At 39.7% G+C, this 17841-nt stretch carries 14 protein-coding genes; all 14 read right to left on the reverse strand.

The window, feature by feature from the left end; translation table 11 throughout:
- Positions 1 to 3: 3 nt before the first annotated feature.
- The 14 genes from AACZ88_RS11210 to dapA all read right to left on the reverse strand — a co-directional run bounded on the left by AACZ88_RS11210 (position 4) and on the right by dapA (position 17841).
- Positions 4 to 711: a response regulator transcription factor gene (locus AACZ88_RS11210; RefSeq protein ID WP_339710053.1), complete on the reverse strand. Its 708-nt coding sequence runs from the start codon at positions 709 to 711 to the stop codon at positions 4 to 6.
- Positions 712 to 717: 6 nt separating this feature from the next.
- Entirely contained in the window at positions 718 to 2298 is a 1581-nt protein-coding gene (locus tag AACZ88_RS11215; RefSeq protein WP_339710054.1) for a HAMP domain-containing sensor histidine kinase, read from the reverse strand.
- Between the two features lie 73 nt (positions 2299 to 2371).
- On the reverse strand, positions 2372 to 2962 hold the full coding sequence (gene coaE, locus AACZ88_RS11220; RefSeq protein WP_339710056.1) for a dephospho-CoA kinase: 591 nt from the start codon (positions 2960 to 2962) through the stop codon (positions 2372 to 2374).
- Positions 2959 to 3843 carry a YbbR-like domain-containing protein gene (locus tag AACZ88_RS11225; protein ID WP_339710058.1) on the reverse strand — a complete coding sequence of 295 codons (885 nt, stop codon included), beginning with the start codon at positions 3841 to 3843 and terminating at the stop codon, positions 2959 to 2961. Before AACZ88_RS11225 ends, coaE begins: the two co-directional genes overlap by 4 nt.
- A 71-nt stretch (positions 3844 to 3914) precedes the next feature.
- On the reverse strand, positions 3915 to 4931 hold the full coding sequence (locus tag AACZ88_RS11230) for a glycosyltransferase (RefSeq protein ID WP_339710060.1): 1017 nt from the start codon (positions 4929 to 4931) through the stop codon (positions 3915 to 3917).
- A 63-nt stretch (positions 4932 to 4994) separates the two neighbouring features.
- Positions 4995 to 5807, reverse strand: a complete 813-nt coding sequence (locus AACZ88_RS11235) for an SDR family oxidoreductase (RefSeq protein WP_339710062.1) — start codon at positions 5805 to 5807, stop codon at positions 4995 to 4997.
- A 212-nt stretch (positions 5808 to 6019) separates the two neighbouring features.
- The gene (locus AACZ88_RS11240) at positions 6020 to 7831 is read right to left on the reverse strand and encodes a RagB/SusD family nutrient uptake outer membrane protein (protein ID WP_339710064.1); all 1812 of its coding nucleotides are present in this window, start codon (positions 7829 to 7831) and stop codon (positions 6020 to 6022) included.
- 20 nt (positions 7832 to 7851) lie between these two features.
- Complete coding sequence (locus AACZ88_RS11245; protein WP_339710066.1) at positions 7852 to 11019, reverse strand: TonB-dependent receptor; 3168 nt, start codon at positions 11017 to 11019, stop codon at positions 7852 to 7854.
- An 815-nt stretch (positions 11020 to 11834) separates the two neighbouring features.
- Positions 11835 to 13487 carry a DNA repair protein RecN gene (recN, locus tag AACZ88_RS11250; RefSeq protein ID WP_339710068.1) on the reverse strand — a complete coding sequence of 551 codons (1653 nt, stop codon included), beginning with the start codon at positions 13485 to 13487 and terminating at the stop codon, positions 11835 to 11837.
- Between the two features lie 55 nt (positions 13488 to 13542).
- Positions 13543 to 14436, reverse strand: coding sequence for a DUF4835 family protein (locus tag AACZ88_RS11255; protein WP_339710071.1), 894 nt, complete (start codon positions 14434 to 14436; stop codon positions 13543 to 13545).
- Positions 14429 to 15634 (reverse strand): bifunctional phosphopantothenoylcysteine decarboxylase/phosphopantothenate--cysteine ligase CoaBC, encoded by a 1206-nt coding sequence (gene coaBC / locus AACZ88_RS11260; RefSeq protein ID WP_339710074.1) that lies wholly within the window; start codon positions 15632 to 15634, stop codon positions 14429 to 14431. The genes AACZ88_RS11255 and coaBC overlap by 8 nt, the downstream gene beginning before the upstream one ends.
- Positions 15635 to 15638: 4 nt before the next feature.
- On the reverse strand, positions 15639 to 15971 hold the full coding sequence (locus AACZ88_RS11265) for a DNA-directed RNA polymerase subunit omega (protein ID WP_339710076.1): 333 nt from the start codon (positions 15969 to 15971) through the stop codon (positions 15639 to 15641).
- A gap of 12 nt (positions 15972 to 15983) precedes the next feature.
- Positions 15984 to 16820, reverse strand: coding sequence for an outer membrane protein assembly factor BamD (bamD, locus tag AACZ88_RS11270; protein ID WP_339710078.1), 837 nt, complete (start codon positions 16818 to 16820; stop codon positions 15984 to 15986).
- 130 nt (positions 16821 to 16950) lie between these two features.
- Complete coding sequence (dapA, locus tag AACZ88_RS11275; RefSeq protein ID WP_339710080.1) at positions 16951 to 17841, reverse strand: 4-hydroxy-tetrahydrodipicolinate synthase; 891 nt, start codon at positions 17839 to 17841, stop codon at positions 16951 to 16953.

Genomic DNA, 17841 nt, shown 5'->3' on the forward strand with positions numbered 1-17841 from the left:
CGCCTATTCTTCTTTCACCACTAATCTAAAACCTTCCCCGTGGATGTTCAATATTTCGACAACATCATCACGCTTTAGGTATTTTCTTAATTTGGCAATATAGACATCCATACTTCGAGAGGTAAAGTAATTATCGTCCCTCCAAATTTTAGTAAGGGCCAGTTCCCTAGGCATAAGGTCATTCTCATGAAGGGCCAAAAGCCTTAACAACTCATTTTCCTTGGGAGATAACTTTATAGCCTCCTCCTCCTTATACTTCAAAAATCTCAATTTTGAATTGAGGTGGAAATTTCCAATCTTGAATTCGAACTTTTTACTATCTGCCAATGTGTTCGATGCTTTTCTCTGAAGAATTGCCCTAAGCTTTACCAATAAAACTTCTGAATCAAATGGTTTGTTCAAATAGTCATCGGCCCCGGCTTTATATCCTTTTAGAACATCTTCTTTCATCGTTTTAGCGGTAAGAAAGACTATGGGTACGTTCTCATTTTTCTCCCGTATCTCTTTAGCTAGAGTGAAACCATCTTTATAAGGCATCATTACATCCAATATACAGACATCATAATTGTCTTTCTTGAATTTCTCGAATCCCTCCATCCCATTCTTTGCCAAGGTGACGTCAAAATCGTTCATTGACAAATAATCTTTCAAGACAATTCCAAAGTTTGGATCATCTTCCACTAAAAGTATTTTCTTATTTATTGTTTCCATATGTTATTAAATTAAAGGTAGTTTTATATAGAAAGTACTTCCTTTACCTCTTTCACTTTCTGCATACACCTCTCCTTGGTGATCTTCTATAATTTGTTTTACATAAGCCAGACCTAAACCATGTCCTTTTACATTGTGTACGTCCCCCGTATGCTCGCGATAGAACTTTTCAAATACTTTTTTCAAAACCGCCTTACTCATTCCGGCTCCTTGGTCTACTATTTTAATTATTATAAAATTCTTTGCCATCTCGGTATACACATCAATCTTAGGAGCCTCTGGCGAATACTTTATGGCATTATCCAAGACGTTGACCACCACGTTGGTAAAGTGCATTTCATTGGCCAACACATCAGTTCTTTCTGCGTTAAAATGAGTTTTTATATACCCTCCTTTATCTCCGACAATTAATTCGACATGGGCTATGGCATCCTGAATTATGTCGTGAACATCTACCCTATCCTTACTTATATCCAATTGATTTTTTTCCAATTTCGATATGCGTAATACATTTTCTACTTGGGCATGCATTCTCTTGTTTTCATCCCTAATCATCTGTAGATACCGTCTAATTTTTTCTTGGTCTCCTATAATTTTAGGGTTTTTAATGGCTTCAACAGCTAAATTAATCGTTGCAATAGGTGTTTTAAACTCATGCGTCATATTATTTATAAAGTCGGATTTTATCTCAGAAATCTGCTTTTGCTTGATGAGTTGGTGAATAGCCCCTGCATAGGCAACAACAATAATCAATGTGAACATTAATGATAAAATGGCCATGTTCAAGATTGAACTGATCAAAAAACCTTTCTTCCTAGGAAATGAGATTAATAACGAAAAGTTGGAGTTTCCTTCACTATCTTTGAACATTGGTGCCCGGTAAATGGTGCTTTCCCCAAGTTTGAACTTTCTAGATTTCACCCTGGTCGGAAGACCATTACTATAGACTCCATATTCGAAATCAATATCCAACGACCTGTTTTTAAGTTCCCTATCAAGTTGCAACTCTATTTCTTGTTTGGAAACCCTTCTGTGAATCGGTTCTTTTTTTGCATACTCACCGAACACATCTTCGAAAACAGCCTTTTCGACAGAGGTCAATCCGCCTATTTTTTCAAGTTTCTGAACCGCATCTAACCGGTATCCCTTACCATCTAAACCAAAATCTTCTTTATAAATGGTCGTGGTTCGTTTGCTCTTGAAATTTTTAATTATTGTGGTATCGTCGCCGCTACCATTGTCAAAGAACGTAGATGCTATATTATAATCTTCCTCTAAAATACCGTGCTCGTATAGCCGGATTTCATTGGAATTCATATCCCTCTCAATAAAAGAAAAGTTCTTAAGATGAGCGTCGCTGGGGGTACCTACACTATCTTTAAGTTCAAAATATCGTTCGGAATAATCTTTTATTTCCCTACTGGTTATTTTTTCGGTTACCTCGTTCAAAACTTCGGTTACCGTATTGGAAAATTGATCTTCCTTATCATCTACAGATTGCTTGATCCAAAAAACCTGAACAAAGATGATTCCTATAAGTGAGAGGCTCATCAAGATTACCAAAAGCACAAACAACCTCTTATTCATCTTATTGTAAAATTAAAGATTTAACATTTAGCATTTTGTACGTTTAACCAAACCTTAACAAAAATGTTAAAATTTAGGATTGGGCCGATAGGTTAAGTAGCACGTTATGAAGGTTTTCAACCTCTATTTGTGTAGTCGTAAGGTCGATATTTTCGATAACAAAGTCCGATAGGGCCATCTTTTTTTTATCTGACCATTGATTATTCATTCGTGCCAAAACCTCCTCTTCCGAAGCCCCATCGCGTGCAACCACCCGTTCGATTCTAAGCTTAATCGGTGCAGTCACCAAAATAATCTTATCGTAGAATTCATACCCGTTATTTTCAAAAATAATCGCGGCTTCCTGTATTACATAAGAGGCGTTTTGCCCACTTGCCCAAGTTGAAAAATGTTCACGAACTGGCGGGTGTACAATTTCATTCAATTTTTGCAACAGTATCTTGTTGTTAAAAACCGCTTGGGAGATATACTTCTTATTCAGTTCTTTATTACTATATGCATTTTCTCCCAACAACTGCGTAATTGCCGTCTTTAACTTCTTAGAAGAGCCCATCAATTTTTTCGCCCATTGATCCGAATTATAGACAGGAACCCCCAAATTCGCAAACATTTTGGCAATTGTGGTCTTACCACTTCCAATACCACCGGTCAATGCTACAATCATTGTTTTTGCGTCAATATAAATTCTACCTTATTCTCATTCAGGCGGGCACTGTGTATACTTTTGGGCTTTTTAGCCAATATCAGGTCAAGCATATTCAAATCACTCTTATTAACAGCCCCATAATCAGCGGTTACCTGGAAATCTGAACTTTCCAATTGCTTTAATTCATCAATTTTAGCTTTACAAACAACCGATACTTTATCAGGGAATATCTTTACTTTCATTCCTTTGGGTTCATTGACAACTTTAATTGGCACTTCCAATATTTTTTCTGAAAATCGAGCTACCGCGCCAGACACCTGCACCGTCTTGGTCGAAAAAACCGTCTTTTTCAGTTCAGGAGATCTATAGACCTCTAAGGTTTTTGAAAAATCAGCTGTCAGATCCGAAAGGTTCTGTTTAATAGTACGCACCTCAGTTATTGAATCTATTTCATCTTTCGGCCCTGTTATGATTATAGAATCTGGTTCTATCAACAACTCACCATCCAATAAATAATTCTGGGCAAGATTTATTCTTAACCGAGGTTTGACTTTCACTTTTTTATTTTCCGTGCGATAAAAATCAAAAGACAAGGTGTCTTTATCCATTTCAAGCAAAGACATCGAACTGGGCAACTGACTCTCGATCTGCTTTCTAAAAACGGCGTGGGGTATAAAAAACTTTGAATCTTCGTTCTCCACATCCGATAAATCGATAACAACCGTCTTATTCTTAAGATTGAATCCCAAAAATTGAAAGCCCACCGCCTCTAGTTTCACATTGACATTCTCTTTTGAGATATCTGCCAAGCGTAGACTATCTGGAGCGTTAATATATTCAAGGTCGAAGGTGGCGTAATTGACGTATGACTCAGAAAGATTATTGATGAACCATATCATGCTTGAGCAAAGCAGAAAAATAAGAAAAATCTTGACCTTTCTTTTTTTCAGGATTCTTTTGATTTTCTTAATCACGTTGTTGCTTTTTGCTCAAAGAACAGCTTCGGAAACAGTTCTTGTGGTTTCTTGCCGGTAAAATTAATGTAAACTGTTGATTTTAAAAAACCATAGCCATAACCTACAAATTGAATCATAGCAGCGATTAGCGATAGATACGCTACTGAAACGTTTTTGTTCTTAATTAGGGAGTCTACAAAAAGTGAAACAAAATAAACTGCATACAACCAAAGAGGCAATGATATCCCAACTATAAAAAGTAATGATGCGACCAAAAAACCTAAGCAGAAGAACGTAGGAAACCAGTATGTTATTTTTGCCGTAGCAGGATGCCATTTATTTAATATAGGCCTTACCATACCAAATTTGTTCACTTGTATATAAAATTTCCTCCAATCGATTCTACGTTTATGAAACACAAAAGCTTTTGATATTAATTTCGTCTCGTACCCTTTTTCCCAAATGCGAAAGGTCAAATCGGGATCTTCACCAGGATGAATATTTCCGTACCCCCCAACGTTTTCAAACGCCTCTCTTGAAATCCCCATATTAAAGCTACGGGGCTGAAATTTTCCAACCGCTGTTTTATTACCTCTAATCCCTCCTGTAGTCAAGAGCGATGTCATAGCATAATTTATAGCCTTTTGTACCGTGCTGAACGAATCATGGGCAGCATCGGGCCCACCGTAACAATGTACAAAGTTTTCCTGGAGTGATTTTTCGGCTTCCACTAGATATTGTGGTGGCAATACACAATCGGAGTCTAAAACAATGAAATAATTGCCCTTCGCCTTTCTCATACCATAGTTTCTTGAATCACCAGGGCCCGAGTTTGGCTTTTTAAAGTATGAAATTGTCAACTTATCGCTATATGCTTCAACGACCGGTTCAGAGCTTTGGGTTGAGCCATCTTCTACTATGACAATTTCAAAGTTCTTTTGATAGCTCTGTTTTGAAAGGCTCTCCAATAGCTCATTGATTTCATCAGGTCTATTGAAAACGGGAATAATAAAAGAAAACGACAACACCATTGCTTAATATACAATATAAAAGCCACCCCAAGGGGATGGCTTATAATTCAAATCGAAATCTTTTTACTTGGCGAACTCATCAATAACCTCTTGACTAACCCCTGTATTTGAAAAACCGCCATCATGAAAAAGATTTTGCATAGTGACTTTTTTCGTAAGGTCAGAAAATAACGTTACGGTATAATCGGCACAATCATCGGCGGTAGCATTGCCTAAGGGCGACATTTTATCTGCATAGTTGATAAAGCCATCGAAACCTTTTATTCCTTGACCAGCCGTAGTGGCGGTTGGCGATTGTGAAATAGTATTTACCCGAACCATTTTGTTTTTTCCGAAAAAGTACCCGAAACTACGGGCGACGGACTCTAAATATGCTTTGTTATCGGCCATATCGTTGTAATCGGGAAAACTGCGCTGCGCAGCGATATAGGTCAATGCTACTATGCTACCCCATTGAGCCATGGCGTCTGCCTTGTAAAGGCTTTGCATCACCTTGTGAAAAGATAAGGCGGAAACGTCCCAACCTTTGGCAGTAAAGTCATAATTTTCATCCATATAAGACCTTCCTTTTCGAACATTTACAGACATACCGATAGAATGAAGTACAAAATCTAACTTTCCTCCAAGTATTTCAGTACTTTTTGCTACCAAATTGGCCAAATCTTCCTCATTGGTCGCATCGGCGGGAACAATCTCGGAACCTGTCTTTTCTGCCAGAACTTTTATCTGCCCCATACGCATAGCAATAGGGGCATTCGTCAAAACAAAGGTTCCCCCTTCTTCATGAATACGTTCCGCGGTTTTCCAAGCAATGGAATTGGCATCTAGTGCCCCAAAAATTATTCCTCTTTTTCCTTTCAGTAAGTTATAGGCCATGTTAATTGGTTTCTTTATTACAAATTAAATAAGATCAAAGATATTAAAATGAAAGCAAAACCATCATTTAAAAAACAATGTTCAATTTTTAATTTATTTTCTGGCCCGCACAACACCTAAATGAAGTTGGGGACATTAAAAACGCCCCCAACAATCTTAATTCATACCATGATATTCATCCACGGTTCTAACGAACCGAACTTTCCTATCAATTAGTACCCAGGGTTTTGTTTTACGTTCGGGTTTTGATCAATAGCGTTCTGTGGGAGTGGACTCATGTATTGTCTTGGCTCGAACTTGGCCGTATACTTCACTTCTTCTTCAACACTATACACCCAAACCCCTGAATTATCGGAAGGTACCGAGTTTCGGATCACCATATTATGTCTTGGTACCCCCATCGTCTCTTCTTGTTGTTGCCAACGTTTATTATCTAAATACCGCTTATTCTCAAAACAAAGCTCTACCCGTCGTTCATTATGAATTGTCTCGCGCATTTGGTCTTTTGTCAAACCAGTTTCAAGATCCGGTAAATCGGAACGATTACGAATACTATTGATAGCATCATATACGGATTGATCTGGACCAGCGGCCTCATTTTGAGCTTCGGCATAGTTCAACAAAACTTCGGCATACCTATAAAAAACATCGTTTTGTCCGCTCGCATCATTTCCGGGAGCGGCATCGGGATTTAAGCGTTTCTTTTGATAATAGCCCGAATCGCCTACATCGGTCGACCCTGCAAGGTCAATTTGATTGGTTTTATCAGGATTTGCGTAGGTCTCATCAATACGAGTGTAGATTACGTCTTCCTCTGGCATCCAATCTAATTTATAAGGTGCCCCGTCATAAACAATAAAATCATAAAAACGTTGCTCCCTATTTTCATAGGGGTTTTGAGGATCGTATCCGGAAGTTGGATCCGCAATAGGTTTACCATTAGCCATGGCAAATGCGTCGACCAATTCTTGTGTAGGGTTGTAATTACCCCAGGTCATATACTGTCCCAAAACATAGGTAGGCCCTCCACGCCTTTCGTAATTCGTGCCCATTCCACCCACATTGGCAACGATTTGGCGGTCCCAGATGATTTCGGAATTGTATTCGTTGGAAGCCCTCCAGAGATTCGGAAGGTCATCGAACAATGCATAGGTGCCCCCAAATTCATCTATAAATCTTTTATTCGTAGCTGCCGCCGTTACCCATCGGCCCGGATCTGGAGAAGCAAAATGGACAAAGTTATCTGGATCGGCGAGATAGGTTGTTCCGCTATTGAACAGCGGACTTGCAGCAAAAAGCTCAATCCATCCTTTCAAAACCAGCGCAGCACCCAAGGTAGCACGACCGGCATCCCCATTTCCATTTTCATATTTGATGTCTAAAGCACCATTATTTACAATACTTTCCAGTTCTCCTGTAATAAAATTAAAGGTTTCCTCAAACGTTGCCCTTGGGGTAAGCAGTTCTTCCTCCGTCATGGTATTTCTATCTAAAGGCACCGTAAGTATTGGAAGTCCACCGACGTGTACAAAATACTCGCTGTAAAAGAATGCCCTTAAAAACTTTAATTCATCAATTCGTTTATTATAGTATTCCGATGAAAAGTTCTCTTTGTTTTCTTCCAGTTTCTGAATACCCGTGTTACACTTTCGAAGCTTCACGAAAAAGGTCTCCCAAGTATAGCCATTGGTCGGCCCGTAGGTACCGCCCCATGGACTCGCATTACTAGATCCCGGAGCCTGACAAATTCCTTGTCTCCAGTTCGATGCGGTATAATAGTGACTGATGTTATAATCGTCTGTGTAGTAATCCAATTGTTCTGCCAGCGTTGAAATTCGTGGAATTTCACTATACACGTCATTTATAAAGATATCTGCATTGGCTTCGGAAGACCATTGTGTTTGATCGGTGAGTATCGACTTGTTCTCATTTTCAAGAAATTCCTCGCTATCACATGACAGGGCACCTAATGCAATAAATGCACATATGCCGATGGTTTTAATTCTATATAGTACTTGTTTCATGACATTCTGTAATTTAATGATTAAAAGGAAACATCTATTCCAAAAGATAATGACTTAGATACCGGATAGGCATTTTCGCGATCGTTGTACCCCAATTCAGGATCTATAAAATCAAGCTTACTAAAGGTAAGCAAGTTCTGACCGGTCAGATGAAACCTTAACGACGACAATTTTAGCTTTTCCGTTACACTTCGAGGAATCTCATACGCAAGGGAAGCAGTTTTTAATCGTAAATATCCGGTATCAACCATCCAGAAATCAGACCCTTGGGTATTGTTGGAATATGGGGAAGGAGTGGCCCTAGGATATTTAGCATTCTGGTTGTCGGGTGTCCATCTATTATTAAAGTACTCATAGGAAGTATTACTACCATTATTCGCAAATGGAGAGGTCAAAAACGTCTGAATATTGATATCGGAATTAGCAGATCCTTGAAAGAATAATGAAAGGTCAAAACCTTTATATGCCAAGTTCGTATTCAAACCATAGGTCGTCGAGGGGTATACCGGATTTCCGATAACGGTTTGGTCGTTCGAGTCGATCTTTCCGTCGGGAACTCCGTCTGGTCCGCTCAAATCGGCATATTTCACATCCCCAGGATGCAAATCTCCGAATTGTTCCACATTGTAACCATCAGTACCATTGATAATACCATCTCCGTTAGTGTCGTCAGCAGTTGTAAACAACCCTAAAGATTTATAGCCATAAGGCGTTCCAAAAGGGCGCCCCACCTTTGTTCTGTTCGGATTATCGCGTTCGGCATCCGATTGAAACACTTCGATCATATTGTTCTCGGCATAACTCATATTCGCCGAAGCCGTCAAACTTAGACCATTTTCCCATTCCTTTTGAGTACCGATACTGAACTCAAATCCGTTGTTGTCCATAATCCCCTTGTTTTCCTGCGAAAGCGATAGCCCATATTCTACGGGCAGCGTCACCTGAGGCTGTAACAACATACCGGTTCTATCTTCATGAAAGTAGTCGAACTCTATATTCACCAGACTATTCCACAGGCTTAAATCAAAACCAACATCTAATTTCGTAGATATTTCCCAAGTGATATTGGGGTTCGCTTCATTCTGTACACGGGAGCCTTGAACTAATGAACCATTACCATAGGCGTAGGCATTACCTCGAAGATCATATCCGGCCAAATATTGGAAAGCTGCCAAATTTCCGTCGATATAAGGAAGGTTTCCCGATCTTCCCCAAGACCCTCTCAATTTTAAATTATTTACGGCAGAGCCCTGCATGAAATTTTCCTCAGAAATTCGCCATGCTGCCGAAAATGCGGGAAAATAGCCCCATCGTTTTCCCGGAGCAAAAGAATAATGACCGTCATACCTACCTGAAGCTTCTAAGATATACTTGCTTTTATAAGTATACCCCACGCGATAAACATACCCTAGTTCACTGGCCGTACTAGATGACCCGGCATTGTCATAATCTAACTTATCTGAACTACCCAAACTCATCTCATCGATTTCAATAGCAAAATTATTTCTTCGGGTATTAAACCAATCATTTTTGGTTTCCCTTGCTTCGGCTACGAACAGGGCAGTAACACTGTGGTCACCGAATATTCTATCATAATTGATATAGCCCTGGTACGTAAACTTTTTAGACCTGTTGTTCGCAAGCTGCAACCAAGTATAGGGTGCCCCACTACCCTCTTGTAGTGAAATTGCCTCGGTATAGGTATACGGGGTTTGCGACAAGTCAATATTGTGATAGATAAATGGAACATGCCATAATTTATCATTACTTGAAGAAGGATCATAGCTAAATACCCCTTTAACACTTAACCCTTCAATAGGTAATTCCTGTTCGAGATAGACAGAACTTAACAAGGTGTTGTCTTCATCTCTTCTATAACCGTTGGAATTCAGGACCCCCATGGGAGTTCCACCAGAAGATTCCCCCCATTTGTCCCCCTCAGGATACAATAAGGTTTGCGTAGGTATGAATTTATAAAAACTCCGCATTAGGTGGGTCAGATTCTCGTCGGCATCGATGCCATCGGTATCTTCGATAGACCCGTATAACGACATGCCTACTTTGGTCTTCGGGGCCATCTGAACATCTAGACTGAGGCTATAGTTATACCTTTGGTAACCAATAGGTTTAAATATTCCTTTTTGACTGTAGTGTCCAACTCCTGCATGGTACTTCACGACATCGGTGCCACCACTTACCTGAACATTATTGATACTTACGGGCGCATCTTTTTGAAATTCATCTACAAAATTGGAATCTGGATACCTGTAAGGGTCTTGTATATGCAGATTATTGTAATCGGCCACCAAACCTGGATCGTTAGGTGGAGTGGTACCATTCGGGTTCAAATTAAAATAGCCTTCATTCTGTAGGGCCATATAATCTTGGGCATTCAGCATTTCAGGCAAATAGGTCGGACTCTGGAAGCCGTAGGAAGAACTTATGCTCACCACAGGTTTTCCAGTAGCTCCTTTTTTGGTCGTAATCAATATTACCCCGTTGGCACCACCAATACCAAAAGGTGCAACGGCCGCCGCATCTTTCAGCACGGTTATGGTTTCAATACTATTAGGGTCTATTTGACTGATATTATCCCTTCGTATTCCGTCAACAACGACTAATGGGCTGTTGTTACCGGTACTTACAATACCACGAATATGGATGTCAGGATTATCTCCACCAGGTCCGCCTCCATTAGGGCGCATGCTCACACCCGACACCCTACCGGCAAGGGACTGCGTTACGTTTGCTACGGGGATTTCAGCGATATCCTCTCCTTTCATTGTGCTTATGGCTCCTGTAACCGTAGTTTTTTTCTGGCTGCTATAGCCTACCACCACGATTTCTTCCAAAGCAGCGGCGTCAGTGACCATATTGACCTGAACAGTCGATTTTCCTAGCACATTAATCTCTTGTGTTTTAAACCCCACATACGATACTATTAGTGCTTCGCTTCCGCTAGACAACTCTATTTGGAACTTACCGTCGAAATCGGTCTGTGTACCATTGGTGGTTCCCTTGACCAATACATTTGCCCCGGGCAAGGGTTGACCCATATCATCTTTCACTACCCCTGAAATCGTAATGTTATTTTGTGAATACCCAAGGGCGGCTATCATCATAAAGAGAATCACCAATACGCATTTTTGCAGGTGATACCATTGTTGGTTTGATTTTTCAAATTTCATACTTGAAGGTTTTTAAATTTAGCGTTAGAAAGTGTTTGATTTATTGTTAGATCATTGGAATTTATTGTTGAAGGGTTTACTGAGTTGTACTCTTTTTTTTCAAGAATGATTTTCATGTTCGTATTGCCGATCGGTTACAATTATTGAAAGAAGCGGAAGTTTTACACCAAGCGTAGAAAGCGATTAAATGACCGCTCTTTTTAGGATCTAATTGCGCTCTTTATTAAACCACCCATTAATTCATTACTCATCTTTGTCTTGAATTTTCTTCTGATTAGAATTTGGTGACGAGGGGGAGGGATACTTTTCCAGTCTTTAGAGAAATCAAGATTTTACGCCAATACATAGGGGATAGAGACATTAACCAATGAAATTCACACTACCATGCTCTCCCATTTGATATTGTAATTTTGTAAGATTTAAATCCTTGGTTCAAAAATTGCAAACTTTGCACAAATTTGTATATTTTATCAATATTAATTAATAATTTGACTAATATATAGATAATATTGGATTTTGATGTGTAATTACTAAAATTAATTGAGCAAATTTTTGCACAAAAACTGGTTATCATATTCCAAAAGGCAGGTAACACATAAGAAAGCAAGGCGTTCACCCCTTCAATAAAATAGAGGTATTAATCAACAATTGTAGTTAAATTCCTATGTGACAAATACTGGAAATAGAAGTTCTCTAAAAATTCAATGATTTTTTATTACGAATATTGGGTAATGACCGGGAAGGTAGTCAGGCTATACGTATTGTGCGCCACAAGTGGCCATATCGAAACTGTTTCAAGGGCAGTTCCCTTTAAATCAACTCAACAACTGACGGGCATGGGCCATCGCTGAATCCGACAAATCTTTACCCCCAAGCATTTCGGCTAATTCTTTCACCCTTTCGTCCCCTTCAAGCTTTTTCATTTTCGTGCCGGTGACGCCATTTTCCTCTTGCTTGTAGACCTTGAAATGATGATCGCCCTTTGAAGCGACTTGTGGAAGATGGGTAATGGAAAACACCTGCATTCTTCTACCCATATCTTTCATAATATCTCCCATACGATTCGAAACCTCACCAGATACCCCGGTATCAATTTCATCGAACATAATCGTTGGAAGATTTTCGTATTTAGCTAAAATAGCCTTTATCGTCAACATGATTCGCGAAAGTTCGCCTCCAGATGCGACCTTCTTCAAGGCCCCATAATCACTCCCCTTATTCGCAGAAAACAAAAATATCAAATCATCCTTACCATTTCCTTTAAATTCTGCAGCTGGCGTTATCTCGATTTTAAAAGTCGCATTGGGGAGGCCGAGCGGTGCCAAACTATCCTGCAGCTGCTTCTTGAGACCTGAAAGTACTTTGTTCCGCCGTTTGGTAAGATGAAGTGCTTTTTCATGTAATGTAGCATGAAGTACCCCAAGTTCCCTTTCCTTTTCCGTAATGGAAGCCCCAATATTTTCAGTAAGGGCAACTTTCTCTGCCAGATTATCCCTTATGGCTATTAACTCTGAAACATCTGCCGCATTATGCTTCTTCTGAAGATCATAAAGCAGCTGAAGTTTTGTATTTATCTCTTCAAGCAATTGCGGATTGGCCTCAGCACCTTCTTGCAGCCGATTCACTTCCCCGGAAATATCATCCATCTCTATCAAAACAGATTGTATGCGCTCATTAAGTTCAGAGAATTGGTTTCCAAAAACGCTTAGCTTCGAAGAAACTTGTTTCAATTGTAACATCAACTGTAATACCCCGGCCTGTTCGTCATTCAGCAATTGATCTCCCTTAGACAGCAATTCAAGTAATATTTCAACATTGTTCAACTGCTCGTATTGCTCCTCGAGTTCCTCCTGAACCCCTTTTTTCAAAGAAGCACCTTGTAGCTCTTTCAACAAAAAACTATTGTACTCATGCTCTTTCGTAGCCTTTTGTTGAAACTCGATCAGCTCGTCCAACTCATTTAACACTCGCTTATACACCGATAACGCTTTAGAATATTCGACGAGGTCACCACCGTTCCCCGCCAAGGCATCGATTACCCTAAGTTGAAAATCATTATCAGTCAATTGCATCGTCTGATGCTGTGAATGTACGTCGATCAACCTGTTTCCCAATAATGTTACAATATCTAAAGTTACGGGGGTATCGTTGATAAAAGCTCTAGATTTTCCATTGGGCCGTATTTCACGCCGAATTATAGTCTTCTGCTCATAATCTAAATCATATTCTTCAAAAAATGGATTCAAATCATATTTGTCAACTGCAAATTCAGCCTCGACGACACATTTTTGTTCTTTATTCCGTAAAGAAGATAAGTCGGCCCGCTTTCCCAGAACCAAGGAAAGCCCCCCCAACAGAATTGATTTTCCTGCACCTGTTTCACCCGTAATACAAGTGAATCCTTGCGAAAAGGAAACATTCAAATCGTCGATTAAAGCGTAATTTTTTATGGAAAGTCTTGTCAGCATTCGATTGAAAAATAATGCCGTAAAGATAATCGATAATACAGTAAAAAAATGGAGATCAGAACTTAATATCGTTCCAAGTACTAGAATATAAAGGTGCAATTCTATTGAGCGTCTCTTTTAAACTTACAATATCGACCTTAGGCCCATCAGAGAATATATTCTGAATTTCTTCAGATTTAGCGTCAAAAAAAGTCTGTATCAAAAAGGCATTTGGCCTACGCTTGATCATTGTTTCAAAAAGCTTCATGGATCCAGCAACCACCTGCTTTCCCGTGCTATTATTATCCCCTAAAATATCAAGTCCTTTTCTATGGTAATTATACATGGCCACACGATATTCCCTGTAAGTATTAGACAACAGGTTATCGACCAGATCAAACCTTCCACGGTCATTATCGGCCGTATGCGTCCACCCTATAGCACTATTGCCCTGTGCTTGAGTTACAATTTTTTGTGCCGTTCTATAATAATCGGTGCCCCCTTCCAAAGCAAAAGTATCGGCATCGAGCCCCAAAAGAATATAGGCATAGTAAGAAAATACACTGACCAAATTCGATTCGAATACATTTGGATTAAATACTAGCGGTTGAAATTCAATATAATCAAAATTAAAAGCGTCATCCTTAAAGTTAAAGACCGGACTTTCATACGAAGTGTTAAAAACAGGTCTAGAAGATTGTATCTGAATATTCGCCTCGAACCGATTCGACTCATAATTGGTCACTGTAACGAACATCTGAGCGTTGATCCTTTCATTCTCTTTAAAAACCCTATTGGTCCATTTTGTTTTATTCACAAAATCGTTCAAAGATCGCTCTAAGGTTTTGAATATCTGCTGATTAGTCTGAGATACTTGATCCGAATTTACAGTAACTTTACAGTTGAACTCCTGTGCCCCAACAAACTGGAAAACAGTTGAGCATAAAAAGGATAAGAGTAAATTACGCATGTGTTCGAGCTATGATTTCGTTCCAAATATCCAAAGCCACTTCGGCCTTGCTTTTTAATTCAAACGCTTTTATAGCCGAATTCTTATCTATGAACGTTATTTTATTAGTGGGGTGCCCGAAACCTGCTCCGGCATCGTTCAAAGAATTTAAGACAATGGCATCGAGGTGCTTTTTTCTGAGTTTTGCTTGGGCATTCTTCAACTCATTTTCCGTTTCCAAAGCAAACCCCACGAGGTACTGGTCTTTCTTTTGCTCACCAAGAGTCATTAAAATATCTCTATTCTTCACCAATTCAATTGTAAAGTCTTGAGCGTTCTTTTTTATTTTCTGGTCTGCAACAATCTTCGGCTTATAATCTGCCACTGCAGCCGCACAGATGGCAACATCGACATTGCTATAATGATCAAGGGCTGCATCGAACATTTGGTCAGCGGTAACTACGCGCACCAGCTGTATCTCATTATCATCCACCGACAAATGTGTTGGCCCCGAAATCAAAATAACCTTTCCGCCCAGCTTGGCGGCAGCTTTAGCCAATTCAAAACCCATTAAACCGGAAGCATGGTTACCGATAAAACGCACTGGGTCGATCGGCTCGTGGGTAGGGCCTGCAGTTATTAGAATATTTTTATGCCTTAAGGGAAGACCTTCCAACAGATATGTCTTTACAAACTCTATAATATCTTCGGGTTCGGCCATTCTTCCTGCTCCGTAAAGTCCACTGGCCAATTCACCGGAGGTTACCGGAATCATAACATTACCGAAAGATTGTAATTTTTCAAGCGATGTTTTGGTTGAGGGATGTCTATACATATCCAAATCCATCGCAGGAGCAAAGAAAACCGGACATTTTGCAGAAAGATAGGTGGCAAGCAACAAACTATCACAAGCACCGTTTGCCATTTTTGACAACGTATTGGCAGTGGCCGGAGCTATCAGCATATAATCGGCCCAAAGTCCTAGTTGCACATGATTATTCCAATCTACACTATCATTCTCTTCCTTGACAAAAGAAGATAAAACCGGATTCTTTGACAAGGTAGCCAAAGTCAAGGGTGAAACAAAAGAGCCGGCACTATCTGTCAAAATCACTTTGACATTAGCGCCAGCTTTTATCAATAAACGAACAAGGAAAGTTGTTTTGTAAGCAGCAATCCCCCCGGTAATACCTAAAAGGATATTTTTACCGCCTAACATAGCTCTAGGCGTCTTTCTCTGTGTTCCTGTAGTAAATTTTATCTTGTAGCCACTCTTCAACTGCCAATGCATGGGGCTTTGGTAACTTTTCGTAGAATTTAGAAACTTCGATTTGTTCTTTGTTCTCAAAAACCTCCTCTAAACTATCACTGTATGTAGCAAACTCTTCTAATTTCTCCAAAAGTTCTTTTTTGATTTCAGAGTTAATTTGAATCGCTCTTTTGGCAGCTATTGAAATAGCCTCGTAAATGTTATCAGTCTGCTCGTCGAATTCATTTCGGTTAATAGTAACCGTCGATGCAGGGGCCTTTGAATTCTTTAAATCATTCATATTCATGATACCGTTAATTTATTTTGCTTCTGTATTTGGAGAGAATCTTAAAAGTTCTTTCTCAATTTTTTCCAACAGGTCTTTGGCCTGTTTCTCATATTCGGTTTCCGGGTATTGCTTTTTTAACATCGCATAAGCCTCCTTAGCTTCTTTTAGCCGTGCCGGCTTTAAAACATCAAAACTATTCAATGCCAATCTTGTCGCCGAATCAAATTTATAAAACAAAGCGTCTTCACGATAAATTGATCCTGGATTGTCGGAAATAAAGTTATCAAAAGCAGCTATGGCCGGAGTCAAAAACGTATAGTCAAACTCCCCGATTTTATTGAATTGTTTGGCAATTTCATAAGCCTTACGTTCTTTTTTAGTAGTTAGTTCCTTGGCCATCATATTCGCTTCGGCGAAGTATTCTGAATTAGGGTAGGCATTAATAAAGTTCTGAAGTTTGGTCAAAGCCTTATCGGTATCTGTTTGATCCAAAGAATAGGTCGGCGATAACTTGAAATAACTTTTTGCCACCAAAAAACTGGCTTGGGCAGCCTTTTCACTTTTCGGGTATGATTTTATAAATCGCTCAAATTGATAACCAGCCATGTTATAGTCCTTTCTTTGGAAATAAGAATCCGCCAAAAAGAACATTACGCGTTCCCCCTGAGGTTTCCCAACATATTTTGGCGCAATCTGCTCAAAAAGGCGATTGGAACGTTTAAAATCTTGTTCTTCATAGAATTTCTGGGCCATGTCATACTTGGCCTTTACATCCTCATTTTTCAATACTTTTTGATATTCACTACAGCTATAAAAGGCCATGGCCACAAAAGCAACAGGAATAAAGCGTCTTATTTTAAAAAACATTCTGCAAAATTACGGATTATCAACGGATTTAAAAAACATTTTTAAACCGCTAAATTAGGTGTCTATACAATACCAGCCCTCACCTTTAGCGAAGATTTAACGCTGAAGACCTTCTTTTTGGTATCTCTGATTAGGCATAAACCTTCAAAAATGGTTTTACAAAGGCGGTAATCCTCTGTTTTAAACCGGGTGTAGCCTCGACCAGTGGTAAACGCACTCTTGCCGTAGAAAGTGTTAATATCTCAAATATCGCCTTTATTCCCGCAGGGTTTCCTTCTTCAAAAATAAGCTCCATACCGTCTTGAAGTCTATAATGCAGTTCGTATGCCTCGTCGACCTGACGTTCCAACCCTAATCGAATCATTTTTGAAAATTCAGAAGGAAGTCCCTGCCCTAAAACCGAAATCACCCCAGAACCACCGGCAAGAACCGTTGGTAGAGCTGTTAGATCATCACCTGAAAGCACCATAAAATTATTCGGCTTGTGCTTAATAATTTTCATTATTTGGGCCATACTTCCCGAAGCCTCTTTCACTGCTATAATATTGTCGAATTCTTTCGCCAAGCGAAGTACTGTTTCGGGCAACACATTACTACCTGTTCTCCCTGGAACATTATAGAGTATAATGGGTTTGGAAGATGCTAAAGCGATGGCCTTGAAATGCTGATAAATACCTTCTTGGGTCGGTCTATTATAGTAAGGTGATACCGATAAAAGCGCTTGAAAAGCACTCAGATCACGCGACTGCAGTTCATTGACCACTGCCGCAGTATTGTTGCCGCCAACACCCAAAACTAGGGGCAATCGGCCCGCATTGGTTTTCCGAATAACATCGATAACCAACGATTTCTCTTCAGCCGTCAAGGTTACAGACTCGGCAGTCGTGCCTAAAATTACCAAATAATCTACCTCGCCCTCTATACAATGCTCGGTTACACGCCGCAAAGCATCGACATCGACCGAAAGGTCTTCTTTAAATGGTGTAATCAAGGCAACACCCGTTCCGCGTAACTGTTCCAT

The sequence above is a fragment of the uncultured Kriegella sp. genome (assembly GCF_963975415.1).
GTDB lineage: Bacteria > Bacteroidota > Bacteroidia > Flavobacteriales > Flavobacteriaceae > Kriegella.

Excerpts from the sequence above, each read along its gene's own strand:
- dapA (WP_339710080.1), bottom strand. The coding sequence starts at position 17,841 with ATGGAACAGTTACGCGGAACGGGTGTTGCCTTGATTACACCATTTAAA.
- bamD (WP_339710078.1), bottom strand. The coding sequence starts at position 16,820 with ATGTTTTTTAAAATAAGACGCTTTATTCCTGTTGCTTTTGTGGCCATG.
- recN (WP_339710068.1), bottom strand. The coding sequence starts at position 13,487 with ATGCTGACAAGACTTTCCATAAAAAATTACGCTTTAATCGACGATTTG.
- AACZ88_RS11210 (WP_339710053.1), bottom strand. The coding sequence starts at position 711 with ATGGAAACAATAAATAAGAAAATACTTTTAGTGGAAGATGATCCAAAC.
- AACZ88_RS11235 (WP_339710062.1), bottom strand. The coding sequence starts at position 5,807 with ATGGCCTATAACTTACTGAAAGGAAAAAGAGGAATAATTTTTGGGGCA.
- AACZ88_RS11245 (WP_339710066.1), bottom strand. The coding sequence starts at position 11,019 with ATGAAATTTGAAAAATCAAACCAACAATGGTATCACCTGCAAAAATGC.
- AACZ88_RS11265 (WP_339710076.1), bottom strand. The coding sequence starts at position 15,971 with ATGAATATGAATGATTTAAAGAATTCAAAGGCCCCTGCATCGACGGTT.
- AACZ88_RS11225 (WP_339710058.1), bottom strand. The coding sequence starts at position 3,843 with ATGATATGGTTCATCAATAATCTTTCTGAGTCATACGTCAATTACGCC.
- coaBC (WP_339710074.1), bottom strand. The coding sequence starts at position 15,634 with ATGTTAGGCGGTAAAAATATCCTTTTAGGTATTACCGGGGGGATTGCT.
- AACZ88_RS11240 (WP_339710064.1), bottom strand. The coding sequence starts at position 7,831 with ATGAAACAAGTACTATATAGAATTAAAACCATCGGCATATGTGCATTT.
- coaE (WP_339710056.1), bottom strand. The coding sequence starts at position 2,962 with ATGATTGTAGCATTGACCGGTGGTATTGGAAGTGGTAAGACCACAATT.
- AACZ88_RS11230 (WP_339710060.1), bottom strand. The coding sequence starts at position 4,931 with ATGGTGTTGTCGTTTTCTTTTATTATTCCCGTTTTCAATAGACCTGAT.
- AACZ88_RS11255 (WP_339710071.1), bottom strand. The coding sequence starts at position 14,436 with ATGCGTAATTTACTCTTATCCTTTTTATGCTCAACTGTTTTCCAGTTT.
- AACZ88_RS11215 (WP_339710054.1), bottom strand. The coding sequence starts at position 2,298 with ATGAATAAGAGGTTGTTTGTGCTTTTGGTAATCTTGATGAGCCTCTCA.